Origin of the sequence: Tautonia rosea (assembly GCF_012958305.1) — a bacterium.
Classification (GTDB): domain Bacteria; phylum Planctomycetota; class Planctomycetia; order Isosphaerales; family Isosphaeraceae; genus Tautonia; species Tautonia rosea.
The window spans coordinates 74,122-92,311 of record NZ_JABBYO010000001.1; the positions used below are offsets into that span (position 1 = coordinate 74,122).

Sequence of the window (18,190 nt, forward strand, 5' to 3'; positions counted from 1 at the left end):
TTCTGCCTTTGAATCAGGAACTTACAAACGGAGTTGGCCCCATGCGGTTCGGAGCGCTCACAATCGCGGCGGCGGTGGCGATGGGGATGGCACTCTCGGCCAGTGGAACGGGGGGAAGTCCTGGATCGGGTTCGACGTCCTGGCAGCTTCCAGACGAGGCGATCGGAGCCCGGCTTTCGCCGGTCTTGCTTCTGAGTCGGCAGGATGTTCAGGTCGAGCTGGCCATCACGGCCGAACAGGCCACCGCGGTAGAACAGGCGATTGCCGAGCTTCTGGCCCAGGCGAGTAGCCTTCGGGGACGCTCAGGCCCGGATGCCGTGGCGGCTCGGCGCGCGGTGGACGAGGCAGCTCAGCAATGGATCGAAGTATCTCTTTCGGAGGAACAGCAGGCACGACTCGCTCAGATCGACCTGCAATGGCAAGGGGCGTCGGCCCTGGTTTCCCGGTCGACGATTGCCGCGAGCCTGGAATTGACCGAGGACCAGCGGAACCGGATCGCCGAGACCCTTACCCAGGGGCCGGCACCCGGCGAAGCACCGCTTCAGGCCCACCACCGGATGCACCGAGACGCCGTGAGCGTATTGAGCGAGGACCAACGCATGCGATGGCTGGCGATGATCGGCTCACCCTTCGAGGTGGTCGCGCAACGTGCAGCGGCAAGAGACGATCGCGTCTCACGATGAACCGGCCGGCTCGATTCGAAAGGTCGCCCGCCGTGGTTCAGGGATCGGACGAGCGATCCTCGGCCAGGCCTCGGAAGGCCGGATGGTTCCGGACCGGATCGAAGTCGGATTCCTCGGGGATCAATGCTCGGAGCGAGGGCTGGCACGTCAGCGCGGCGGACAGTTCCTGAAGGCAGCGATCGAGGTTGCCGGCGAGGCTCCAGTAGCAAGCGAGATTGTAGGAAAGCAAGGGCTCGTCGGGATTTGCTCGACGAGCGCGGGTCAGGGCGTCGATGGCCTGGGCTAGCCGATGCGTGCGCTTGTAGCACCAACCGAGGGCAACGGCCACCATCAGGTTCTCTGGCCGAAGCCTGGCGGCCGTTTCCAGAGGTTCGAGGGCTTCTCGGTAGCGGCCCAGTTCTCGCAAGGCTTCGCCGGTCAGGTAGCTGGCCTCAAACTGCATGGTTGCCCAGTCGGGCCGCGATTGAAGCACCTCCAGGGCGTGCGAGGGCATGCCGAGTTCGAGGAACCCCTCGGCCTCCCGCAGCCGTCTGACAATCGGGTCGAGGATCACCCTGGGCATGACGCGACGCTCCCGGCCAGCCGGCACCCTGCGCGGACCTTCCGGCAGGCATTGTATCCGAGGGGATCAGGTCGGGAAAGTCGTCGGGTGTGACACGGACGTGGCTCGCGCGGTTTCCGCTGAGTGTGGTTTTCGATTGAGCGGAGCGGCTCGCCGGGAAATGGGGGACAGGCACCTCGAAGACTCGGAGCCAGTCCCCATTTCCCTGACCCTTCACAGGCAAACGGAAACCGCACTAAATCCGCCGGATCAGTTGAGCCGTCGAGTTCAAGAGGAGGCGGAACGAGTCGAGCGCATTCTGGGGCAATCCCATCCTGCCAAGCTGATGCACACCTCTGAAGAGCTGGTGCAATTGAAGGCGAGCCGCCAGGAGGTTCCCCTGCTCGATGGCCGTATTGAGGACCTGGACCTCGCTGAGAAGCGAGGAAGCCACCGGAGCCGGGAATCCTGAGCTTTGCAGGACCAGAAGCTCGGAGTCGAACCCGGTTCCCGGAAGGAATCCACCCCCTTGCGGCGGATCGGCCATCGGTGAGGCAATCAAGGGAGGTTGGAGTTGATCGAGTGGAAGGGCTGCTCCGAGCGTTGGCGCGACCACGGTCTGATAAAACACGGGAATCCCGAAGTGTGACGGGACCGAGGAGGTCAGGTCGTAATAGTCGACACTGGTTACGGACGAACCCGCGAGGATCGTGACGGGGACCTCTCCCCAGCTATTCACGAACCGTTCTTCTGGAGCCAGGAACGGGCTGGGATCGGCCACGGTGCCAGCCTGGGAGAAGACTTCTAGGTGGTGGACGCCAGGGGAGAGCACGAGGGGCTGGTCGTTGGCGGCTTGCTGGAAGGCCAGGAAATTCCGCAGGGAGAGCACGCCGATTGGCCCAGCCGAGGCGCTGTATACAGGCACCTCGGTGGTGTTGCGGGCCGGATGGGGATCGAGCATCGTCAGCTTGATCAGTCCTCCGGCAAGCGGTCCCCGGCCGTTTGGCAGCGCATTAGCGGCAAGGTTGATCACTCCCGATCCGCGACTATGGCCGATCAGGTGGAGATCAACGACATCCTGCGACTGGAACCCATGCAAGGGCAACCGGTGGGTCATCGCGGTCAACTGGTGTACCAGACGCCGGGCGACCAGCTCGGTGATACCAGGACGCGGCAGGTTGCTCAGGCGAGCCCAGTTGAACGGCAAGGCGGCGTCGTAACCTTGCTGGCGGAGTGCGTTGGCCGTGGAGGCCACCCAGGAGGGCATCCTCCCATTCGCTTCAAAGCCGTGCGTTACCGCACCGATGGTCCACTTGCGGAACGAGGCCACGTTGTCGGAGTCGTCCGCGTCTCCACTGGCGACCACCAGGATGTAGGGAGCCTCAGGCAGGATTCCGAGGGGATCGTTCAGCGCGATCTGGGCCGATTGGTTCGCACCGGGAGCGACGGTGAGCACCGTTGTGAACAGTTCTCGATCCCCTGGATCCACGTGGGAATCGGTGGATCGGTAGATCGAGAGTGAGATCTCGGTGAGTTGCTGATCAACGTGGTGAAAGTCGATCTCGATGGTTTGGGGAGAGACAGCGGTGGCTCCCAGCAGCGCGAAGTTCCCGGTGGTGCTGAGGACCGTCCGAGCTTCCAGGGTCTCCAGCATCAAGGCTCGCCGATTCCTGTCTCGGGATCGGCGTGGGTTGCAAGCGCCGTCACGGAGAATTGTTGCAACGAGTTGATGAGGTTGTACCATGGCCGACGCTACTCCCCTGAACTCAAGATGATCGGACACTCAACACCTGGCGAGATTCACACAACATCTCGATTCACGACCGCCAGGAGACCGACTCAACTTCACTGTAACCCGTTCTCCCGTCGCAGACAAAGGGGCGACGTGAAGGGTCTTGGAGTGGGTTTGGGGAGATGGACCCTTCAAGAAGAAACGGGACGGCCCTCCACATGTTCCGTTTGGAATTGGGAGGGGCGTCCCCGTTGGACCGCTCGATGGCGGTGGAGAACGTCTCAGCGAGGAGGCCGGATGTTCATGCCGCCTCGCTGGTTCGCGGCGAGGAGGCGTTCGCGGTAGTTCGATTCTTCGAGGCTCATGTGCCGCTCGATGGCAATAAGATCGGGAATCTCCAACCCCTGAGCCGATCCGAGCGCGAGGGCCTGGGCGCGGAGGTCGATCCCTTGGCGATTTCGGAGGCCATCGAGCCAGCGATCGGGAAGGGCGTCGAGTCCATAATGAGCCCCGGCCAGGGCGCCGAGGATGGCACCAGTTGAGTCGGCATCGCCACCCAGATTGACCACGTCGATCAGGGCTTCTTCGAGCGACTCGGTGGTGAGTAAGAGATAGAAGCAGGTGGGGATGCAGGCTGGGGGGAAACCCATCGTCGGCCGTTTACACACGGGGCGAGCGCCGTGAGCGTTGGCCTCTTCGACGAGCACGGCGAGGGCTTCGGGCCGGGGCAGATCGAGCAAGGATTCGACGTTGGCGATGGCTCGGGAGAGGCTGCGTCCGTGCTCGTCAATCGAATCGACGAGGTGGCCGTATTGCTCGGCAATGCGGGTTTCAGCGGTCGCAACGTCTGCGGCGACACGGAACAGGAGGCTGGCGGATCGGGGTTCGAGGGTGAGCAGACGGCGGACGGCGGAGGCAACGGCAACGGCACCGGAGAGGCTGCGAATGTCGCGGTGGGTCATGAGGCTGGCGGTCATGACGGCGTCAAAGAGGCCGTCGGGGTCGTCGAGGAAGGCGATCGCGGCGGGAGCGATCCGCATGGCCGCGCCAATGCCAGCGGAGTCCTGCCCGCATTCGAGCGGGGGGCGTCCTCGTTCGAGTTCATCGAGGACGAGGCGGAAGCTTCGGCCGATGCCGCGGTGGGCACCGGCGTGCCCGTTGCGGGGGTTGGCCAGATCGAGGTAGATCGTTGCCAGATGGTCTGCGTCGACCGTACCTCGGGTGATGAGGGTTTCTGTCAGGGCGAGGGCCTGCTGGGTGTCGTCGGTGTAGAGACCCGGGAGTCTCCAGCGATAGGGTTTGCGTTTCCAGGCCCGGGCGCCATCGACGTAATCGACGACCGAGCCGTAGTGGGCGCGAATTTGCTGGGGGCTCAGCCCCTCGAGCGGTGCCCCCAGGGCGTCGCCGACGGCCAGGCCGAGCAAGGTTCCTCGTGCCCGGTCCAGAAAGGTCGACAGCGGCATACGAATTGGCTCCTTGCGATCCCCCGACGACGCGGTCTCGGGGTTCGAATCGGCATGAGGGTCAACGGGTTGGCCGGGAGGGACCTGAGGGGGTTGGTCGTCCTGGGAGTCGGTGGGCGACGCCCCGTGGTGATCCTTCCGGCTCGATGAACGGCCCGGATCCGAGCCGTGACGGCCTCGCGGTTCAGACATGACATGCCTCGCGATCGCGGCCCTCGCCTCGTGGCGTGTATCCTTCCATCGGTCTGCGCCAACGGCAACGGTGAGCCCTGGTTTCGAGGAAGCGAATCGAAGTGCTCCCGCGTTGTCGCGACCGATCAGATCCGACTGGTCCGAGCAATCCGAGCGTTCCGGACCGTTGTCGAACGAACCACACCACGGACGATCTCCCTTCCCTCCGGACCAGGTCGAGCCGATGGCGGCTGGTCCGAGTCCTGAACGTTTCGATCCCCGAATCACACCAGGACGGGGGCCGGATCGAACGCCGCCCCCGACTGGACTTGGCAAACTGGTCTGCTCCCGTTAACCCGGTAACGCCCAGGGGGCTCGATAGGGACGGGACAGCATGGAGGCGGCTTCATCGTCGTTGGCGATGAGCTCGCGGACCGGATCCCAGGAGATCGGTCGGCCGAGTCGAGCGGCGATGTTGCCCAGGTGACAGACGGTCGCCGAGCGGTGTCCGATCTCGACATCGCAGATCGGTCGATTGCGATCCTTGATGCAGGCGATCCAGTTCTCGAAGTGGTTGCGGCTGACATCCAGGCGGATCGCCTCGGAGCCCGAAGGTTCGTCGAGAACGTCTTTGGGATCGGCTTCCAGCTTGCCTCGGGCCACGAAAATCGATCCTTCGGCTCCTTCGAAGCGGATGCCGTTCGGGTCGCCAAGGCCTTGTCGGCAGCGGACCTGAACACCGTCATCGTAGGTGTATACAACCTCGCTGGTGGTTGGCACCTCGTACCAGTTCTCGGGGTGATAGGACACCGAGACGGGATCAATCTGGACCGGGCCGGACTCGTCTCGGCCAAGGGCCCACTGGACAATGTCGAGGTGGTGGGCTCCCCAGTTGGTCATCTGGCCTCCGGAGTAGGGCCAGAAGAAACGGAAGTTGTAGTGGACCTGCTTCGGATTGAACGGACGGAAGGGGGCGGGGCCGAGCCAAGCGTTGTAATCCAGTTCGGCGGGGGGGGCGGCATCGGGTACGGGAGGTCCGTCGAAATTGACACCGGGGAGGCCGACGACGATTTGACGGAGGGTCCCGATTCGACCGTTCCGAATGGCCTCGGCCGCGCGGCGGAACTCGGCGCTGGAGCGTTGCTGGCTGCCGGTCTGTACGACGCGGTTGTGGGATCGAGCGGCCGAGGTCATGGCTCGACCTTCGGCGACGGTCAAGGAGAGGGGCTTCTCGCAGTAGACATCCTTGCCGGCCTTGCAGGCGTCGATGGTCGGCAGGGCGTGCCAGTGGTCGGGGGTGGTGATCAGAACGGCATCGATGTCGGCTTGATCGAGGAGTTCTCGATAATCGGAGTAGGTGGGGACGGATGATCCGGCCCGCTCGGCGACCAGAGCAGAGGCGTTGGCGAGGACCTCGGAATCCACGTCGCAGAGGGCGGCAACTTCGGCATCGGTGCGGCCGAGCAAGGCTTTCAGGTTATTCGTTCCCTGATTACGGACGCCGATGAACCCGACCCGCACCCGGTCCGCGGCGCCGAAGGCCCGCGCCGGGACGAGACTCGGGAATCCCGAGGCGAGTCCGAGTCCGGCGAGCCCTCCCAGAAATTGGCGACGATTCGGAGCGAAGTGGTCGTTGTGTCTCATCTCAGGTCATCTCCCACAGAGCGGAAGCCTCGCAAATCCAATGCAGTGCAGTCGGGATACCGCAGGCGATCTTGATCCGAAGTGAGATTCACCAACTCAACCTAGCCGCACGGGGCGATATAGGAGTTTTCGTCAGGCGTCTCCAGCGTTTATCTCAAGGCCATCCCGGGAACGATCAGGACACTTCAGGCGGTCGAACACGGCAAGCGGAGATTCGAGTTCGATGCAATCTTCGAAGCATGAGGTAGCCACGGTCCTCCCCAGGCGGATTCTCTCAAGACGCTCCAGGGCGATCGAATTGAACACAAAACGATCGGCCACGAGCCCGATCCGAACTCGGGAGCGGTTCCCCCGTCGTTCCGGGAATCAGTCGTCGAGTGGCACGAGCCAGATGTTGCGGAACTGGACCGGATCGGAATGGTCCTGGAGGTGAAGCGGTCCCGGAGCGCTCGGATCGCCACCGAGTCCGGCCCGAGTGTTATCCACGGGGATCGGGACGTCGTCCTGGATCAGGACGCCGTTGTGATAAACGGTCATTCGCGCGGGTTCGACCTTCTGGCCGTCGCGGAAGACTGGGGCACGGAAGTCGATGTCATAGGATTGCCAGATGGTCGGGGCCTTGCAGGCGTTGACCCGAGGAGCAGCGACCTCGTAGATCGAGCCGCAGTCGGTCGGGCCGAGCTGGCCCAATCCGTAACCGTCGAGGACCTGAACCTCGTAGCGGCCCTGATTGTAGACACCGCTATTTCCGCGAGCCTGGCCCGCAGCCTCGGGCTGATAGGGAACCCGGAACTCGACGTGCAAGCGATAGTGGCCATCGAAGGTGCGTCGGGTCTTGATGCCGAAGTCTCCGCCACGGGCCGGAGCCTGCATGGCACCGCCTTCGACCAGGGTCCAGGCCGGCGATTGCCCGTCGAGCTGGACCCACTCTTCGAGGCTGGAGCCATCGAAGAGGATGATGGCCCCCTCGGGAGGGGCAATGGACTCGACGTGCTGAAGGTCTTCGGGTTGAGCGATCTCGAGATCGCCGAGGTCGCCGTACTGGGCGAACCCTGGCGCGGCGAGTGCCAGGAAGACGGCAAGGGATCCCATCCCGATCGTCGACCGCATGGTCTGGAACTCCACGGAGTCGTCGGAAAAGGCTCTGGCCAAATCAATCCCCGGAGGAGTGATGGCCAGCGTTCGGGATCATGGTGTCGGCGAAGCTCAGCGGCGTCAAGCGGCTGCTTGTCCCGAAGACCAACCTTGTTCCTCAACTCGTTAATTCAACGCCGCTTCGGGCTCAGAACAGATTTCGGTTCCCAAGCCTCGAAATCGATCGAACGCAGATGTATGCATTGAATAAAAATATTATTAAGCGTGAGGAATCGTCCGAGGGCACGTTTCGAGCGTTCCAGGGGACGCAAGGCCCGCCTTGGCGTTATGATGGAGATCGAAGGGATTCGATGATGCCGCGGGGGTGGGTTCCCTCGAGCGAATCGATCCAAGAGGAAACCGTTGGCTTCCCGAGTGTTGCGATGCGAACGGCCCAGGGAGAGAGCAGCCACCATGAACCGACGCGATCCGAACGGCGTGAACCCCGATGCTCAGGATTCGGGACCCGGAAAGGGGGCTCCTTTGCAAGACCTGGAGTCCCTTCGCCGCCGGCATGCTCGGCTCCGATCGCGTGCTTATCGGCAACCGACCGAGGACGAGGAGTTGCTGAACCATCCCAGCCCGGAGGCCCCCGTTCCGCTCGCTCCGGAGCAAGGACAGTTCACGCATACCGACCCCTGGCGCGTGCTTCGGATTCAGGGCGAGTTTGTCATGGGCTTCAACGCCCTGGCCGAGGTCGGGGCGGCGGTGGCGGTCTTCGGATCGGCTCGGATCCAGGAGGATCACCCCTGGTACGAGGCGGCCCGAACCTTGGGCCGAAAGCTTGCCGAGACCGGATTTGCGGTCATTACCGGCGGCGGTCCCGGCTTGATGGAGGCGGCCAACCGGGGGGCGTCGGAGGCCGATGGCCTGTCGATCGGATGCAACATCGAATTGCCATTCGAACAGATGGGAAATTCCTATTCCAACCTGTCGATCAACTTTCGGTACTTCTTTGTTCGCAAGACAATGTTTGTGAAGTACACCGAGGGGTTTGTGATTTTTCCGGGCGGGTTCGGAACACTGGACGAGCTCTTTGAAGCCCTCACCCTGGTGCAAACAAGGAAGATCAACCGGTTCCCGATCATCCTGTACGACTCGAACTACTGGCGAGGGATGCTCGACTGGGTCGAGCACACGATGCTTCCGGCGGGCTTGATCTCTCCGGAGGATCTCAACCTGCTGATCGTGACCGACTCGCTCGATGAGGTCTGCGAAACCCTGGTCGAATGCTACAGCGACCGTTCCCGGGAGAGCTGGAAGCGATCGGAGGGGGCCAGGCTCCACGCCGATCCTCCTGGCGCTCCGTCCACTGCGCCGGATCCGGGCAAGGCCGACGCCGAGTAACGAGCTGATCAAGGACGATCGCCGCTTGCCATGACCCCGGACCAGGGGCGAGAATACGCAGAATGTCGCCCAGGGCTCGGGATCGGACTTTCCGCCCGAGCCGGGTTCGATTGAGAATGCACCGCCAACATGCCCTGAGAGGACCGATGAACGACGCGAACGGCTCAGATCGCGCCGTCGATGACTCGGCGTTTGAGGAACTTGACCACGCCCTGACCGACGGAGGAGCAACTGCGGCGATCGACCGGCTCATCGCTCGGCTCGATCACGGCGAGGAGCCCCGGGCCTTGCTCGATGCCCTGCTCTTGAAGGCCCGGCTCGATCTGGGCTTGCCCGCGATCTCTTCCGGAGCGCTGTCGAGCTTGCCCGAGCCGACCCGAACGCACTACGAGGACCGCTACATTGAGGCCCTGCGCACCGTCGGCCGCAAGCGGCTCGAGGCCGGCGACCTGATCGGCGCGTGGCCCTACTTCCGCACGATCGGCGAGAAGGAGCCGGTGGCCGAGGCGATCGAGTCGGTGGACCCCTCCTCGACCGACGGGCAGGTGCTCGGGCAAATCATGGAGCTGGCGCTTCAGCACGGCGTCCACCCGAGACGGGGATTCGAACTGGTGCTGGAGACCTATGGTCCGTGCTCGGCGATCACGGCCTTTGAACACCTGCCGCCCGACGAGGCGACTCGGGAACCGTGCGCCGATCGGCTCGTGCGATACCTGCACGAGCAGTTGCGCGCGACGCTTCGGGCCGAGATTGAGCGATCGGGACGTCCGAAGCCTGCCGACGAGGCGACGATCGCCGAACTGGTTGAAGCTAACCCCTGGTTGTTCGACGACGACGCCTACCACATCGACACCTCGCACCTGGCGGCGGTCGTCCGCATGAGCCCGTTGCTACAAGACCCGGAAGCGATCCGGCAAGCGGTCGATTTGACCGAGTACGGCCGTCGGCTCAGCGATCGGCACCGCTACGAAGGGGACCCGCCCTTCGAACAGCTTTACGAGGATCACGGCGTTTACCTCCGCGCCTTGCTCGGCGAAGGGGTTGATGAGGCAATCGCCCACTTCCGGGAAAAGCTGGTTCCAGCCGACCCCGACGGCGACGACCTGGCATCGACCCTGCCGGCGCAAATTCTCATCCGCCTGCTCGACCGTCTGGGAAGGCAGGAAGAGGCGATCCCGCTGGCCGCGGAGTCGCTCCAGGGGGTTCCCGAGGGCTTGCTGCTGTGCCCCGGATTGCTCCAGCTTTGCCAGCAGAGCGGCAGACCGGACCTGCTGGCCGAGTATGCGAGGTCGGGGGGAGATCTGGTTTCGTACCTCGCAGCCAGAGTATCGTCGTCACAGTAGCGTTGCATCATCATGACCACGACGGACCGCCCACGAGGGAAGGATCGATGTCCGGGAAAGATCCCGATGCCCGCGAAGTCGACCGCGTCGATGCGCTGCTGACGAGTGCCGATTCGGAACGGATTGACGAGTTCCTGGATCGTTGCGTCGAGGGCTCGCGCTGGATGACCCATATCAGGACGGCCGATGTCGAGGCGAGGGTGATTCGTCGTCACCCGCTGGCGTCGATCAGCGAGCGGGATTGCACCTGCGTGCGGCTCCTTCTGGACCTTCCCGTGCCGGTCGAGCCCGGCCTTCGCTTCCGAATCACCGATGTGGACGACCCGAGCCTCGAAGCCGCGGCCATCGTCAGGCCGTGGGGATCAACCTGATCGCTTCGAGTTCTCACGTGGTGTTTTCGCTTCGAGCGCAGACAGAACAACACAAACCCTCCCTTGTTCCACCCCCCCAGAGACTCGCGACGATGACCGCAATCGCCCCCTCGATGGGTTTCGCCTGGGTGATGACCCTGGCCTTGCTCGGCATGGAAGACTCGACGTCACCGCCCGAGGCCGACGCTGGTCAGGAGCTGTTTGACGGCCAGTCACTTGACGGTTGGGAGCGGTTTGGCGGCCAGAATGAAGGGGTCTGGAAGGTCGAGGACGGTTGCATCGTGGTCGATGGCGAGCGAGGGGGATGGATCGGGACGCCTCGGGATTACGCCGATTTCGTGTTGCGGCTCCAGTTTCGGATTGCCACGCCAGGGAGCAACTCAGGGGTTTATCTCCGAGCACCTGCCGATACGTCGCACATTTCTCGAACGGGGATGGAGATCCAGATTCTCGACGACGACCACCCGCGATACGCGTCGATTCAGCCCTGGCAGCGCACCGGTTCGATTTATCACGTTGCCGCGGCCGAACCAGGCCACCTGAAGCCAACCGGGGAATGGAACTCGCTGGAAATTCTCGCGGAAGGCCCTCACGTGCGGATTCTGCTGAACGACACGACGATCGTTGATGATCAGATCGACCAGCATCCGGACCTGAACGAGGAGCATCCGGGACTGAAACGGCCGAGCGGTCGGATTGGGCTGCAGTGTCACAACGGTCGGGTCGAGTTCCGCGCGATTCGGGTCGAGGACCTGTCGGCGGAGTGATCGAAAGGGGGAAAGCCCCCTGCCCTCTTGCGAGGGACTGACGTGCCGTCTAGGCTTGCTCCGATCATGAACGAACCACCATTGAAATCGGCGATCCTTGGCGAGTTTCTGGGAACGGCGTTGCTGATCTTACTCGGCAACGGCGTGGTTGCGTCGGTTGTCCTGCTGGACAAGCAGGCCGACTGGATCGTGATTACCACCGGTTGGGGCCTGGCGGTGATGCTGGGAGTTTACCTGAGCGGCCGGCTGAGCGGGGGGCATATCAACCCGGCCGTGACGCTGGCGCTGGCGGTGCGAGGTCAACTGCCCTGGGCTCGCGTTCCGGTGTACTGGGCGGCTCAGGTCGCGGGAGCGTTTGCCGGGGCGATGATCGTTTATGTGGATTACGCCGAGGCGTTCCGGGCCTTTGAAGCGGCCAACGGCATCACCCGAGGCTTGCTGGTCGAGGGCCGTCTGCAAGACCCGGCTGCTGGAGGAGCGGGGGTCTTCTTCACGGCTCCGGCGTTCGACGTGACCTGGAGATCGGTCTTCAGCGAGGTGCTGGGGACCGCCGTCCTTCTGGTCGGAATTCGAGCGCTTTCGGATCGTCGCAACGCCCAGTTTCGCGATTACTTTGAGCCGATGCTGGTCGGGCTGCTTGTCTTCGCCATCGGCCTGTCGCTCGGAGGCCTGACCGGCTACGCGATCAATCCGGCTCGGGACTTCGGGCCGAGGCTTGCCGCCGCAATAGTAGGATGGGGGCCGGCGGCCTTCCAGACGCACGACTGGTATTTCTGGGTACCGATCGTTGGCCCGTTCCTGGGGGGGATCGTCGGGGTCTTCGTCTACGACTTGGTCGTGCATCCGAATTTGCCGAGCATGGAAGAACCCACTCCGCCAGGGTCGATCGTCAGTTGAGGCAGGACGGTCGGGAGCGAAGCCCCCCTTTCTTGGAGACGAAAGAGGAGGCTTCGCACACGAGGTGCTGTCACTCACTTCCAGCGCTGGAAGATCCGCTCCAGGGCGGCGACGGCTTCGTGCAGTCGGTGCTCGTCCTCGGCGTAGAGATCGCCGGTTTCCATGGGCATTCGGGAGACGCAGTGCGCGATCTGATCGCGCGAACCGAGCATCTGGGCGTACATGCGGTCGTACGAGGCACGCTCAGGCGCATTGCCGAGCACGTCGAGCTTGCGGCGGGCCTCAGCGATGCGCTGATCCCAGTGCTGGAGAATCGCTTCCAGCTCGGGCCGCTCCTTGAGGTGGACTCGCTGGGGATAGGACGGATTCTTCGGGAGCACCGGGCGAGGCGGGTGCGCCGGCAAAATGTCGTAACTGGGGGACACGGGACGCTCCAGAGCTCGGTTCGCCATCGAAACCAGAAACCGGTACAGACCAACGGCAAGAGGCGTCTGATTGTATGCCCGGAAAGTCGGGGCGCGAAGATCCGCGTCCCCTGGGGCTGGGCGAGCGGATCAAGTTGTCGGTCGGAACGGTTGCGGATAGAATCCCGACCCGTCGCCCGCCCGAGAATTGCCCCTTCTTCTGAACTCCTTCCGGCCCGGGGGGTTTGCCATGCGTCGATTGGTCCGTATCTCGCTCGTGGTTGCCGTGCTGGGGGCTGTTCCGACGATCGAACGCTCGCTCGCTCAGGAACGTGCTCGACCCTTGCCAGAAGTACCGGACGGCTGGACCATCGAGCTGATCGCCGAGGCGCCGAATATCCTCTATCCAACGGCCATCGTGGCCGCCCCGGACGGTACGGTCTACCTTGGGCAAGACCCGATGGACATGCCCGGCCCGCCGACCGAGCCGATTGACTCGGTGGTCGCCATCCGGCCCAACGGCTCGATCAGCACCTTTGCGGATGGCTTGTGGGCGGTGATGGGCCTCGAATGGATCGACGACACTCTCTACGTCGTACATGCCCCTTTCCTGTCCGCCTTTCGGGACTCGAACGGTGATGGCAAGGCGGACGAACGGGTGGACCTCGTCACCGGCCTCGGCCCCGATCGCCCTGGATTCAGCGGTCTGAACGACCACGTCCCCGGCGGGATGGAACTAGGGATGGACGGGTTCCTGTACATTGCGGTGGGAGACAAGGGAATTCCGAAGGCGGTCGGAACAGACGGGACGACGATTCAGCTAAAGGGGGGAGGAGTCGTCCGCGTCCGTCCCGACGGAAGTGAGCTGGAGGTGGTGTCGACGGGCGAGCGGAATCCCTTGTCGGCGATGCTCACGACACAGGACGAGATTTTCACTTACGGTAATGACGACGACAGCAAGAAGTGGCCGAACAGCCTGACGCATCAGATCGTTGGCGGTCATTACGGGTATCCCTACGAGTTCCTCCTCAAGCCCGAGCGGGCCTTGCCGATCGTCGGGGGACAGCTTGGCGGATCGGGGACGCAGGGGATTGTGGCCAAGAACGGCGGGTTGCCCGAGGAATTTCAGGGGAATCTGTTCGTTTGCGACTGGGGCTTACAGACCGTCTTTCGGATCGAAGTAGCGCCGAGCGGAGGGACCTTCCGTCTGACCCGGCGCGAGCCGTTTGTCACCGCGGGGGACGTGCCGGATTTCCGGCCCTTCTCGATTCGAGAGTCGGCCGATGGGCGATCGCTGTACGTGGTGGACTGGGGGATTGGCAACTGGCTGCTGCCGGATGCCGAGACGGGAAGGCTGTATCGGGTGTCTTCCGCTGGAACGGATCGTCAGCCGTTGGAATTGCAGGATACCTTGGGCCTTGATGCCCTCGATCACCCGAATCATGCCGTTCGCCTTCGGGCGCAGCGAGCCCTGGCGACGCGAGGAGCAGAGGTGGTCGCGGCGCTGGCCGAGCGCCTGGAAAGGGAAGGGAGTGGGACGCAGGGGCGTCTGCATGCGCTTTGGGCCCTGGATGCAACGGAATCGCCCGACGCCGCGAAGGCAATTCGCCAGGCGATGACCGATGCGAATCCGGTCGTTCGATCCCAGGCGGCGAAACGGGCAGGGATTCGCAAGGACGTGGATGCGCGACGGACGCTGGAAGGGTTGCTTGACGATCCGGAAGCGGTCGTCCGGCGCGAGGCGGCGATCGCGCTGGGCAAGCTGGGCAATCCGTCAGCAGGCCCGGCGTTGATGGCGAAGCTCGGCGAGCGCGATCCGTTCGTGGCGTGGTCGATTCGCCGTGCAATCCGAGAGCTGAATGCCTGGGATGTTGAGGCGATTGTCGAGGCCTTGCGGGACCCGGAACGTCGGGACGCGGCGATCCGGTTGACTGACGAAGCCTACGCGGTCCCGGTGGCGGAGGCATTATCGAAGGCGCTGGGGGAAGTCACCGATGTGACCGCTCGAGCGTCGATCGTGACAAATCTCTCCGAGATCCTGTTGAAGGTGCCCGATTGGGACGGGGCCTGGTTCGGCACCAATCCGCTGGCCGGAACGATGCCTCGCAAGACCGAGGCGTGGGATCGCGAAGGGATGAGGCTCGCCGCGACGGGCTTGATTCGGGCGTTGGACGACCCGGACGCGACCGTTCGGGGGCGGGCGATCGTCGGCCTCAGGACTGTTGGGCCATCGGCCGCGCCGTACCTGAGGGCGAGGCTTGGACGAGAATCGGACGGGGAAAACCTGAGGGCGCTGGCGTTGATTCTTGGCGACCTGGCGGATCGGGAGTCGGTGCCGATGCTGGCCAGGATGGTCGTCGATCCCCTGGCCCCGTCGCCGGCAAGGGCCGCGGCGGTCGATGCGCTCGGGCATTTACAAGGGCCAGAGGCCCTGCGGGCGTTATTCACGGTGACGTTCGATCCGAAGGCCCCGGCCGATCTCGTGGCAAGGGCCTTGCCGAAGGTGGCCGGGTCGGGGGCCTTGCCGCCGAACGACCTGGCGAGCTTCCTCGATCATGAGGACGCGTCGGTTCGAATCGCGGCGCTGGGTGCTCTGGCATCGGTCGAAGGGTTGCCGGAGCATCTGGCCGACCGGGTCGCCGGTCGCCTGGCCGACTCGGACCCGACGGCCAGGGTGGCGGCCGTAGCGGCGGTGGCGGCGCTCGGTCATCGCCGGGCGGTGCCGAATCTGGTGGCGATGGCGGAATTGGATCAGATCGACCCGACCCTTCGATCGACGCTTGTGCGGGCCCTTTCGGTCATGCCCGAGCCCGAGGCGTTGCCGGTCTTGCTCGAAGCGATCGGGGACCGAGACCCGGATTTGAGGCGATCGGCCGAGGCAGCCTTGCTGGTGATCCGCGATCGGGTGCGTCCTCGTCTGGAGGAGCACGCACGATCGGTCGACCCAACCAGCCCGGCCGCGGCGGCGCTGGAGCGGGTCTTGACGACTTTTCAGCCGGTCCTCGACTGGCGGGTGATCGGGCCGTTTGCGAGGACGACGGCGCGGGTGTTCCTGGGATCGACCGAGATTGATTTCTCGGAGACGCATTCCGGGGTCGAGGGGCGGAGGATCGCCTGGCACCCTCGGAAAGGAGATCCGCAGACAGGACGGGTCGTGATCAACGACCTGAAAGGGGGACGAGGGGATGTTGGCGGGTTTGGCTACGACAAAACCGGATCTCCCGACCTGGCCGCATTTGCCACGGCCGAGATCCAATCGGACTCGGACCGCGATGCCTTACTTTTGTTCGGCTCCAGCGGCTCGATGATCGTCGAGCTGAACGGGGGACCGATTCTTGAGGTCAGCGAGTACGCCGGCCGCCCCTATTCCCCGGACAGCGAGCGGGTGCGCGTCCGGCTCAGGAAGGGATCAAACCGACTGGTGATGCGCGTCCGTCAGGGAATCGGCACGTGGGCCTTCGGCGTTCAAGTGTCGGAACCAGGCCAGACGTTGCTGGCTCGTGAGGAATCAGGTGCGGGGATCGAGGGGCTGCGCGCCTTCGCGCTCGAACACGAGGGAGATGCAAGGCGAGGAGAAACGCTCTTTTTTGCTGGAGATGGCATCGGTTGCGTGAAGTGCCATGCTGCGGACGGCAAAGGGGATTCGGACATTGGCCCGGACCTGACGGGCCTGGCGGCGAAGTACGACCGAGCGGAGATCATCCGGTCGATCCTGGAGCCGTCCGACCGGATTGCCACCGGGTATCAGCCGGTTCTGGTGGCGACCGACGACGGCCGGGTGCTGGCGGGCTTAGTCCGGGAGGAATCGGCCAGCGAACTGGTGCTGGCCGATGCCGAGGCGAAGATCACCCGCGTGGCGAAGAATCAGATCGAGGAGCGACGGCTTGGGCAGGTGTCGATCATGCCTGAAGGGCTGGTGGATTCACTCAAGGCCGAGGAATTTGCCGATCTGGTGGCGTACTTGATGAGCCTCAAGGCTCCGGCCGAGGGAAATTGAGATCCTCCGAAGGGGCAATGACCTCGAAGACCCGGATCGTCTCGTCGTCACTCGACCAGCGGAGTTCGACGCGGTCGGGATGATCGGCGACGAACTGGGAAATGGGGTCGTCGAGGGCTCGGGCGAATCGTGATTCGGTGGCCACAAGGTAGGCCACACCATAGCGGTCGATTTGCCCGGCCACGTCGGGTTCTCCTTTGAGCGGTAGGGAGGTCAGGCCGGGGCGGCCGGTAAACCAGAAGGCCTCGGCCGGGTAGATGGTCATGATCGGGCCGGGCCGGTCGCCCGATTCGGCGATCCAGGTGAAGGCAGGATCGACCACACCTTGCAAGCGGCGCTCGGCCTCGGCCCGGCCGGTGAGGGCGGCGTAAAGGGAATAAGGGGTCGCGAGGGCGAGCAAGAGGGCAGCCGCAAGGGTCCGGGGGTGCAGGCGAGTCGGGTTGATTCTGCGGACGATCGTCGTCATTCCTTCCAACGCGACGACAAGCAAGGGGGGGACCAAAGGGATCAGGAATCTCCCGGCTTCCGTGAACGGCCAGATGAGCAAGAGGGCCAGATTGCACACGACGACGAGGCCCGCCAACCGTCGCCGACTGCTTCGGAAGGCTCGGACCAGGCCAATCATGAACACAGCAGTTACCATCACTGCCAGGGTCCCAGCCACTGGAGCGGCTCGGGGGACGAAGACGGTCCCGACCTCGATCAACGGGGCGCTCAGGGCGTCGGGAATGCGGAGCATATAGAACCAGGCGTTGCCGAAAATCACCTCCGGCACGGACTGGCTGGGGAAGTAGTCGAGGTGGGTGGTGCTCGGGGTCGAGACCAATCGCCAGGCCCACGGGGCCACGACGACTGCGGCGACGACAATGGTGGAAAGGAGCGCTTTGATCCGCCGCCGGACCAGCAGTTCCAGAGCGATTGCGACACCGATGATCGCTCCGACGAGCCGCGTGAGCGTGAGGGAACCGAGCCAGGCGCCCACCGAGACCCCCTGCCCTGCCCCGCCTCTCATCGCGGCGACGGTTGCCAGGAGAGCGAGTTGCTGGAGCAGCATGTAGAGCGGTTCCGATCGGATGGCGCCGCCGGAGCGATGCCAGGTCCAGTTCATCGCCAGGGCGAGGCCGAGCAACAGGGCGACACGAGCCGGATAAAGCCATCGGAACCAGGCCCAGGAGACGACCACCGCGGTCACTGTACAGGCGATGGAGAAGGCATGAGCCGCGGTGAGGGATCGATCGGTCATTGCCCATACGGCCGCGAGTGAAAGCGGGTAGCCGGGGGGAAAATGCACATGAGGCGAGGCATCGGGGTGGTCGATGTCTCGGTAGCCGAGGCCGTCGAGCATCGATCGGGCGAGCATGGCATAGCCTGCACCGTCGAATCGAGGAGGTTCGTCGAAGCTCGTGCTTGAGATCACCCCTGCCGCCGAGACGGATGCGATCAGCAGCGCGGCTCCTGCTCGCGATCGCAACCAGGATCGCCGTTTCTGAATGTCTCGCATCACCGAAATCCTTCAAATCAATGGCCCGAGTGGATCACTCCGGGCCGCACGGCTGCCCCGCCGAAACGATCAGAGAGATCTTCGTTCGACGTCATGAACTCAGAGACGCTACCGTCCCCCACGGTTGTGCGCGAAGCGGAATGTTCCCGATTCTCGTCCGAGGATCTCGCTATCGGAGTTCGCTGACGAGGAGCA

General features: G+C 64.0%; 14 protein-coding genes. 7 read left to right on the plus strand and 7 right to left on the minus strand.

What is annotated here, in order from left to right:
- Positions 1-41: 41 nt before the first annotated feature.
- Complete coding sequence (locus tag HG800_RS00295) at positions 42-683, plus strand: hypothetical protein (RefSeq protein WP_169972636.1); 642 nt, start codon at positions 42-44, stop codon at positions 681-683.
- A gap of 37 nt (positions 684-720) precedes the next feature.
- Here HG800_RS00295 and HG800_RS00300 read toward each other — a convergent pair whose 3' ends face one another.
- The 5 genes from HG800_RS00300 to HG800_RS00320 all read right to left on the minus strand — a co-directional run bounded on the left by HG800_RS00300 (position 721) and on the right by HG800_RS00320 (position 7,344).
- Positions 721-1,245 (minus strand): TPR end-of-group domain-containing protein, encoded by a 525-nt coding sequence (locus HG800_RS00300; protein WP_169972637.1) that lies wholly within the window; start codon positions 1,243-1,245, stop codon positions 721-723.
- Positions 1,246-1,480: 235 nt separating this feature from the next.
- Positions 1,481-2,881: a hypothetical protein gene (locus HG800_RS00305; RefSeq protein ID WP_169972638.1), complete on the minus strand. Its 1,401-nt coding sequence runs from the start codon at positions 2,879-2,881 to the stop codon at positions 1,481-1,483.
- 356 nt (positions 2,882-3,237) lie between these two features.
- The gene (locus tag HG800_RS00310) at positions 3,238-4,419 is read right to left on the minus strand and encodes an ADP-ribosylglycohydrolase family protein (protein WP_169972639.1); all 1,182 of its coding nucleotides are present in this window, start codon (positions 4,417-4,419) and stop codon (positions 3,238-3,240) included.
- Positions 4,420-4,941: 522 nt separating this feature from the next.
- Entirely contained in the window at positions 4,942-6,234 is a 1,293-nt protein-coding gene (locus HG800_RS00315; RefSeq protein ID WP_169972640.1) for a Gfo/Idh/MocA family protein, read from the minus strand.
- A 366-nt stretch (positions 6,235-6,600) separates the two neighbouring features.
- A complete protein-coding gene (locus HG800_RS00320) occupies positions 6,601-7,344 on the minus strand; it encodes a 3-keto-disaccharide hydrolase (RefSeq protein ID WP_169972641.1) in 744 nt (247 codons plus the stop codon).
- A 438-nt stretch (positions 7,345-7,782) separates the two neighbouring features.
- Here HG800_RS00320 and HG800_RS00325 point away from each other — a divergent pair, with 438 nt between their 5' ends.
- The 5 genes from HG800_RS00325 to HG800_RS00345 all read left to right on the plus strand — a co-directional run bounded on the left by HG800_RS00325 (position 7,783) and on the right by HG800_RS00345 (position 12,093).
- The gene (locus tag HG800_RS00325) at positions 7,783-8,715 is read left to right on the plus strand and encodes an LOG family protein (protein ID WP_169972642.1); all 933 of its coding nucleotides are present in this window, start codon (positions 7,783-7,785) and stop codon (positions 8,713-8,715) included.
- 146 nt (positions 8,716-8,861) lie between these two features.
- Positions 8,862-10,058: a hypothetical protein gene (locus HG800_RS00330; RefSeq protein WP_169972643.1), complete on the plus strand. Its 1,197-nt coding sequence runs from the start codon at positions 8,862-8,864 to the stop codon at positions 10,056-10,058.
- A 47-nt stretch (positions 10,059-10,105) separates the two neighbouring features.
- Entirely contained in the window at positions 10,106-10,429 is a 324-nt protein-coding gene (locus tag HG800_RS00335; protein WP_169972644.1) for a hypothetical protein, read from the plus strand.
- A gap of 92 nt (positions 10,430-10,521) precedes the next feature.
- Positions 10,522-11,196: a 3-keto-disaccharide hydrolase gene (locus tag HG800_RS00340; protein WP_169972645.1), complete on the plus strand. Its 675-nt coding sequence runs from the start codon at positions 10,522-10,524 to the stop codon at positions 11,194-11,196.
- 66 nt (positions 11,197-11,262) lie between these two features.
- Entirely contained in the window at positions 11,263-12,093 is an 831-nt protein-coding gene (locus HG800_RS00345) for an MIP/aquaporin family protein (protein WP_169972646.1), read from the plus strand.
- A gap of 74 nt (positions 12,094-12,167) precedes the next feature.
- On the opposite strand, the gene HG800_RS00350 is transcribed toward HG800_RS00345, so the two are convergent.
- Entirely contained in the window at positions 12,168-12,518 is a 351-nt protein-coding gene (locus HG800_RS00350; protein WP_169972647.1) for a hypothetical protein, read from the minus strand.
- Positions 12,519-12,747: 229 nt separating this feature from the next.
- Here HG800_RS00350 and HG800_RS00355 point away from each other — a divergent pair, with 229 nt between their 5' ends.
- Positions 12,748-16,494: a HEAT repeat domain-containing protein gene (locus HG800_RS00355; RefSeq protein WP_169972648.1), complete on the plus strand. Its 3,747-nt coding sequence runs from the start codon at positions 12,748-12,750 to the stop codon at positions 16,492-16,494.
- On the opposite strand, the gene HG800_RS00360 is transcribed toward HG800_RS00355, so the two are convergent.
- Positions 16,469-17,995, minus strand: a complete 1,527-nt coding sequence (locus tag HG800_RS00360) for a glycosyltransferase family 39 protein (protein WP_169972649.1) — start codon at positions 17,993-17,995, stop codon at positions 16,469-16,471. The genes HG800_RS00355 and HG800_RS00360 overlap by 26 nt on opposite strands.
- Between the last annotated feature and the right edge of the window lie 195 nt (positions 17,996-18,190).

Excerpts from the sequence above, each read along its gene's own strand:
- HG800_RS00360 (WP_169972649.1), bottom strand. The coding sequence starts at position 17,995 with ATGCGAGACATTCAGAAACGGCGATCCTGGTTGCGATCGCGAGCAGGA.
- HG800_RS00310 (WP_169972639.1), bottom strand. The coding sequence starts at position 4,419 with ATGCCGCTGTCGACCTTTCTGGACCGGGCACGAGGAACCTTGCTCGGC.
- HG800_RS00345 (WP_169972646.1), top strand. The coding sequence starts at position 11,263 with ATGAACGAACCACCATTGAAATCGGCGATCCTTGGCGAGTTTCTGGGA.
- HG800_RS00330 (WP_169972643.1), top strand. The coding sequence starts at position 8,862 with ATGAACGACGCGAACGGCTCAGATCGCGCCGTCGATGACTCGGCGTTT.
- HG800_RS00300 (WP_169972637.1), bottom strand. The coding sequence starts at position 1,245 with ATGCCCAGGGTGATCCTCGACCCGATTGTCAGACGGCTGCGGGAGGCC.
- HG800_RS00295 (WP_169972636.1), top strand. The coding sequence starts at position 42 with ATGCGGTTCGGAGCGCTCACAATCGCGGCGGCGGTGGCGATGGGGATG.
- HG800_RS00315 (WP_169972640.1), bottom strand. The coding sequence starts at position 6,234 with ATGAGACACAACGACCACTTCGCTCCGAATCGTCGCCAATTTCTGGGA.
- HG800_RS00335 (WP_169972644.1), top strand. The coding sequence starts at position 10,106 with ATGTCCGGGAAAGATCCCGATGCCCGCGAAGTCGACCGCGTCGATGCG.
- HG800_RS00340 (WP_169972645.1), top strand. The coding sequence starts at position 10,522 with ATGACCGCAATCGCCCCCTCGATGGGTTTCGCCTGGGTGATGACCCTG.
- HG800_RS00355 (WP_169972648.1), top strand. The coding sequence starts at position 12,748 with ATGCGTCGATTGGTCCGTATCTCGCTCGTGGTTGCCGTGCTGGGGGCT.
- HG800_RS00320 (WP_169972641.1), bottom strand. The coding sequence starts at position 7,344 with ATGCGGTCGACGATCGGGATGGGATCCCTTGCCGTCTTCCTGGCACTC.
- HG800_RS00325 (WP_169972642.1), top strand. The coding sequence starts at position 7,783 with ATGAACCGACGCGATCCGAACGGCGTGAACCCCGATGCTCAGGATTCG.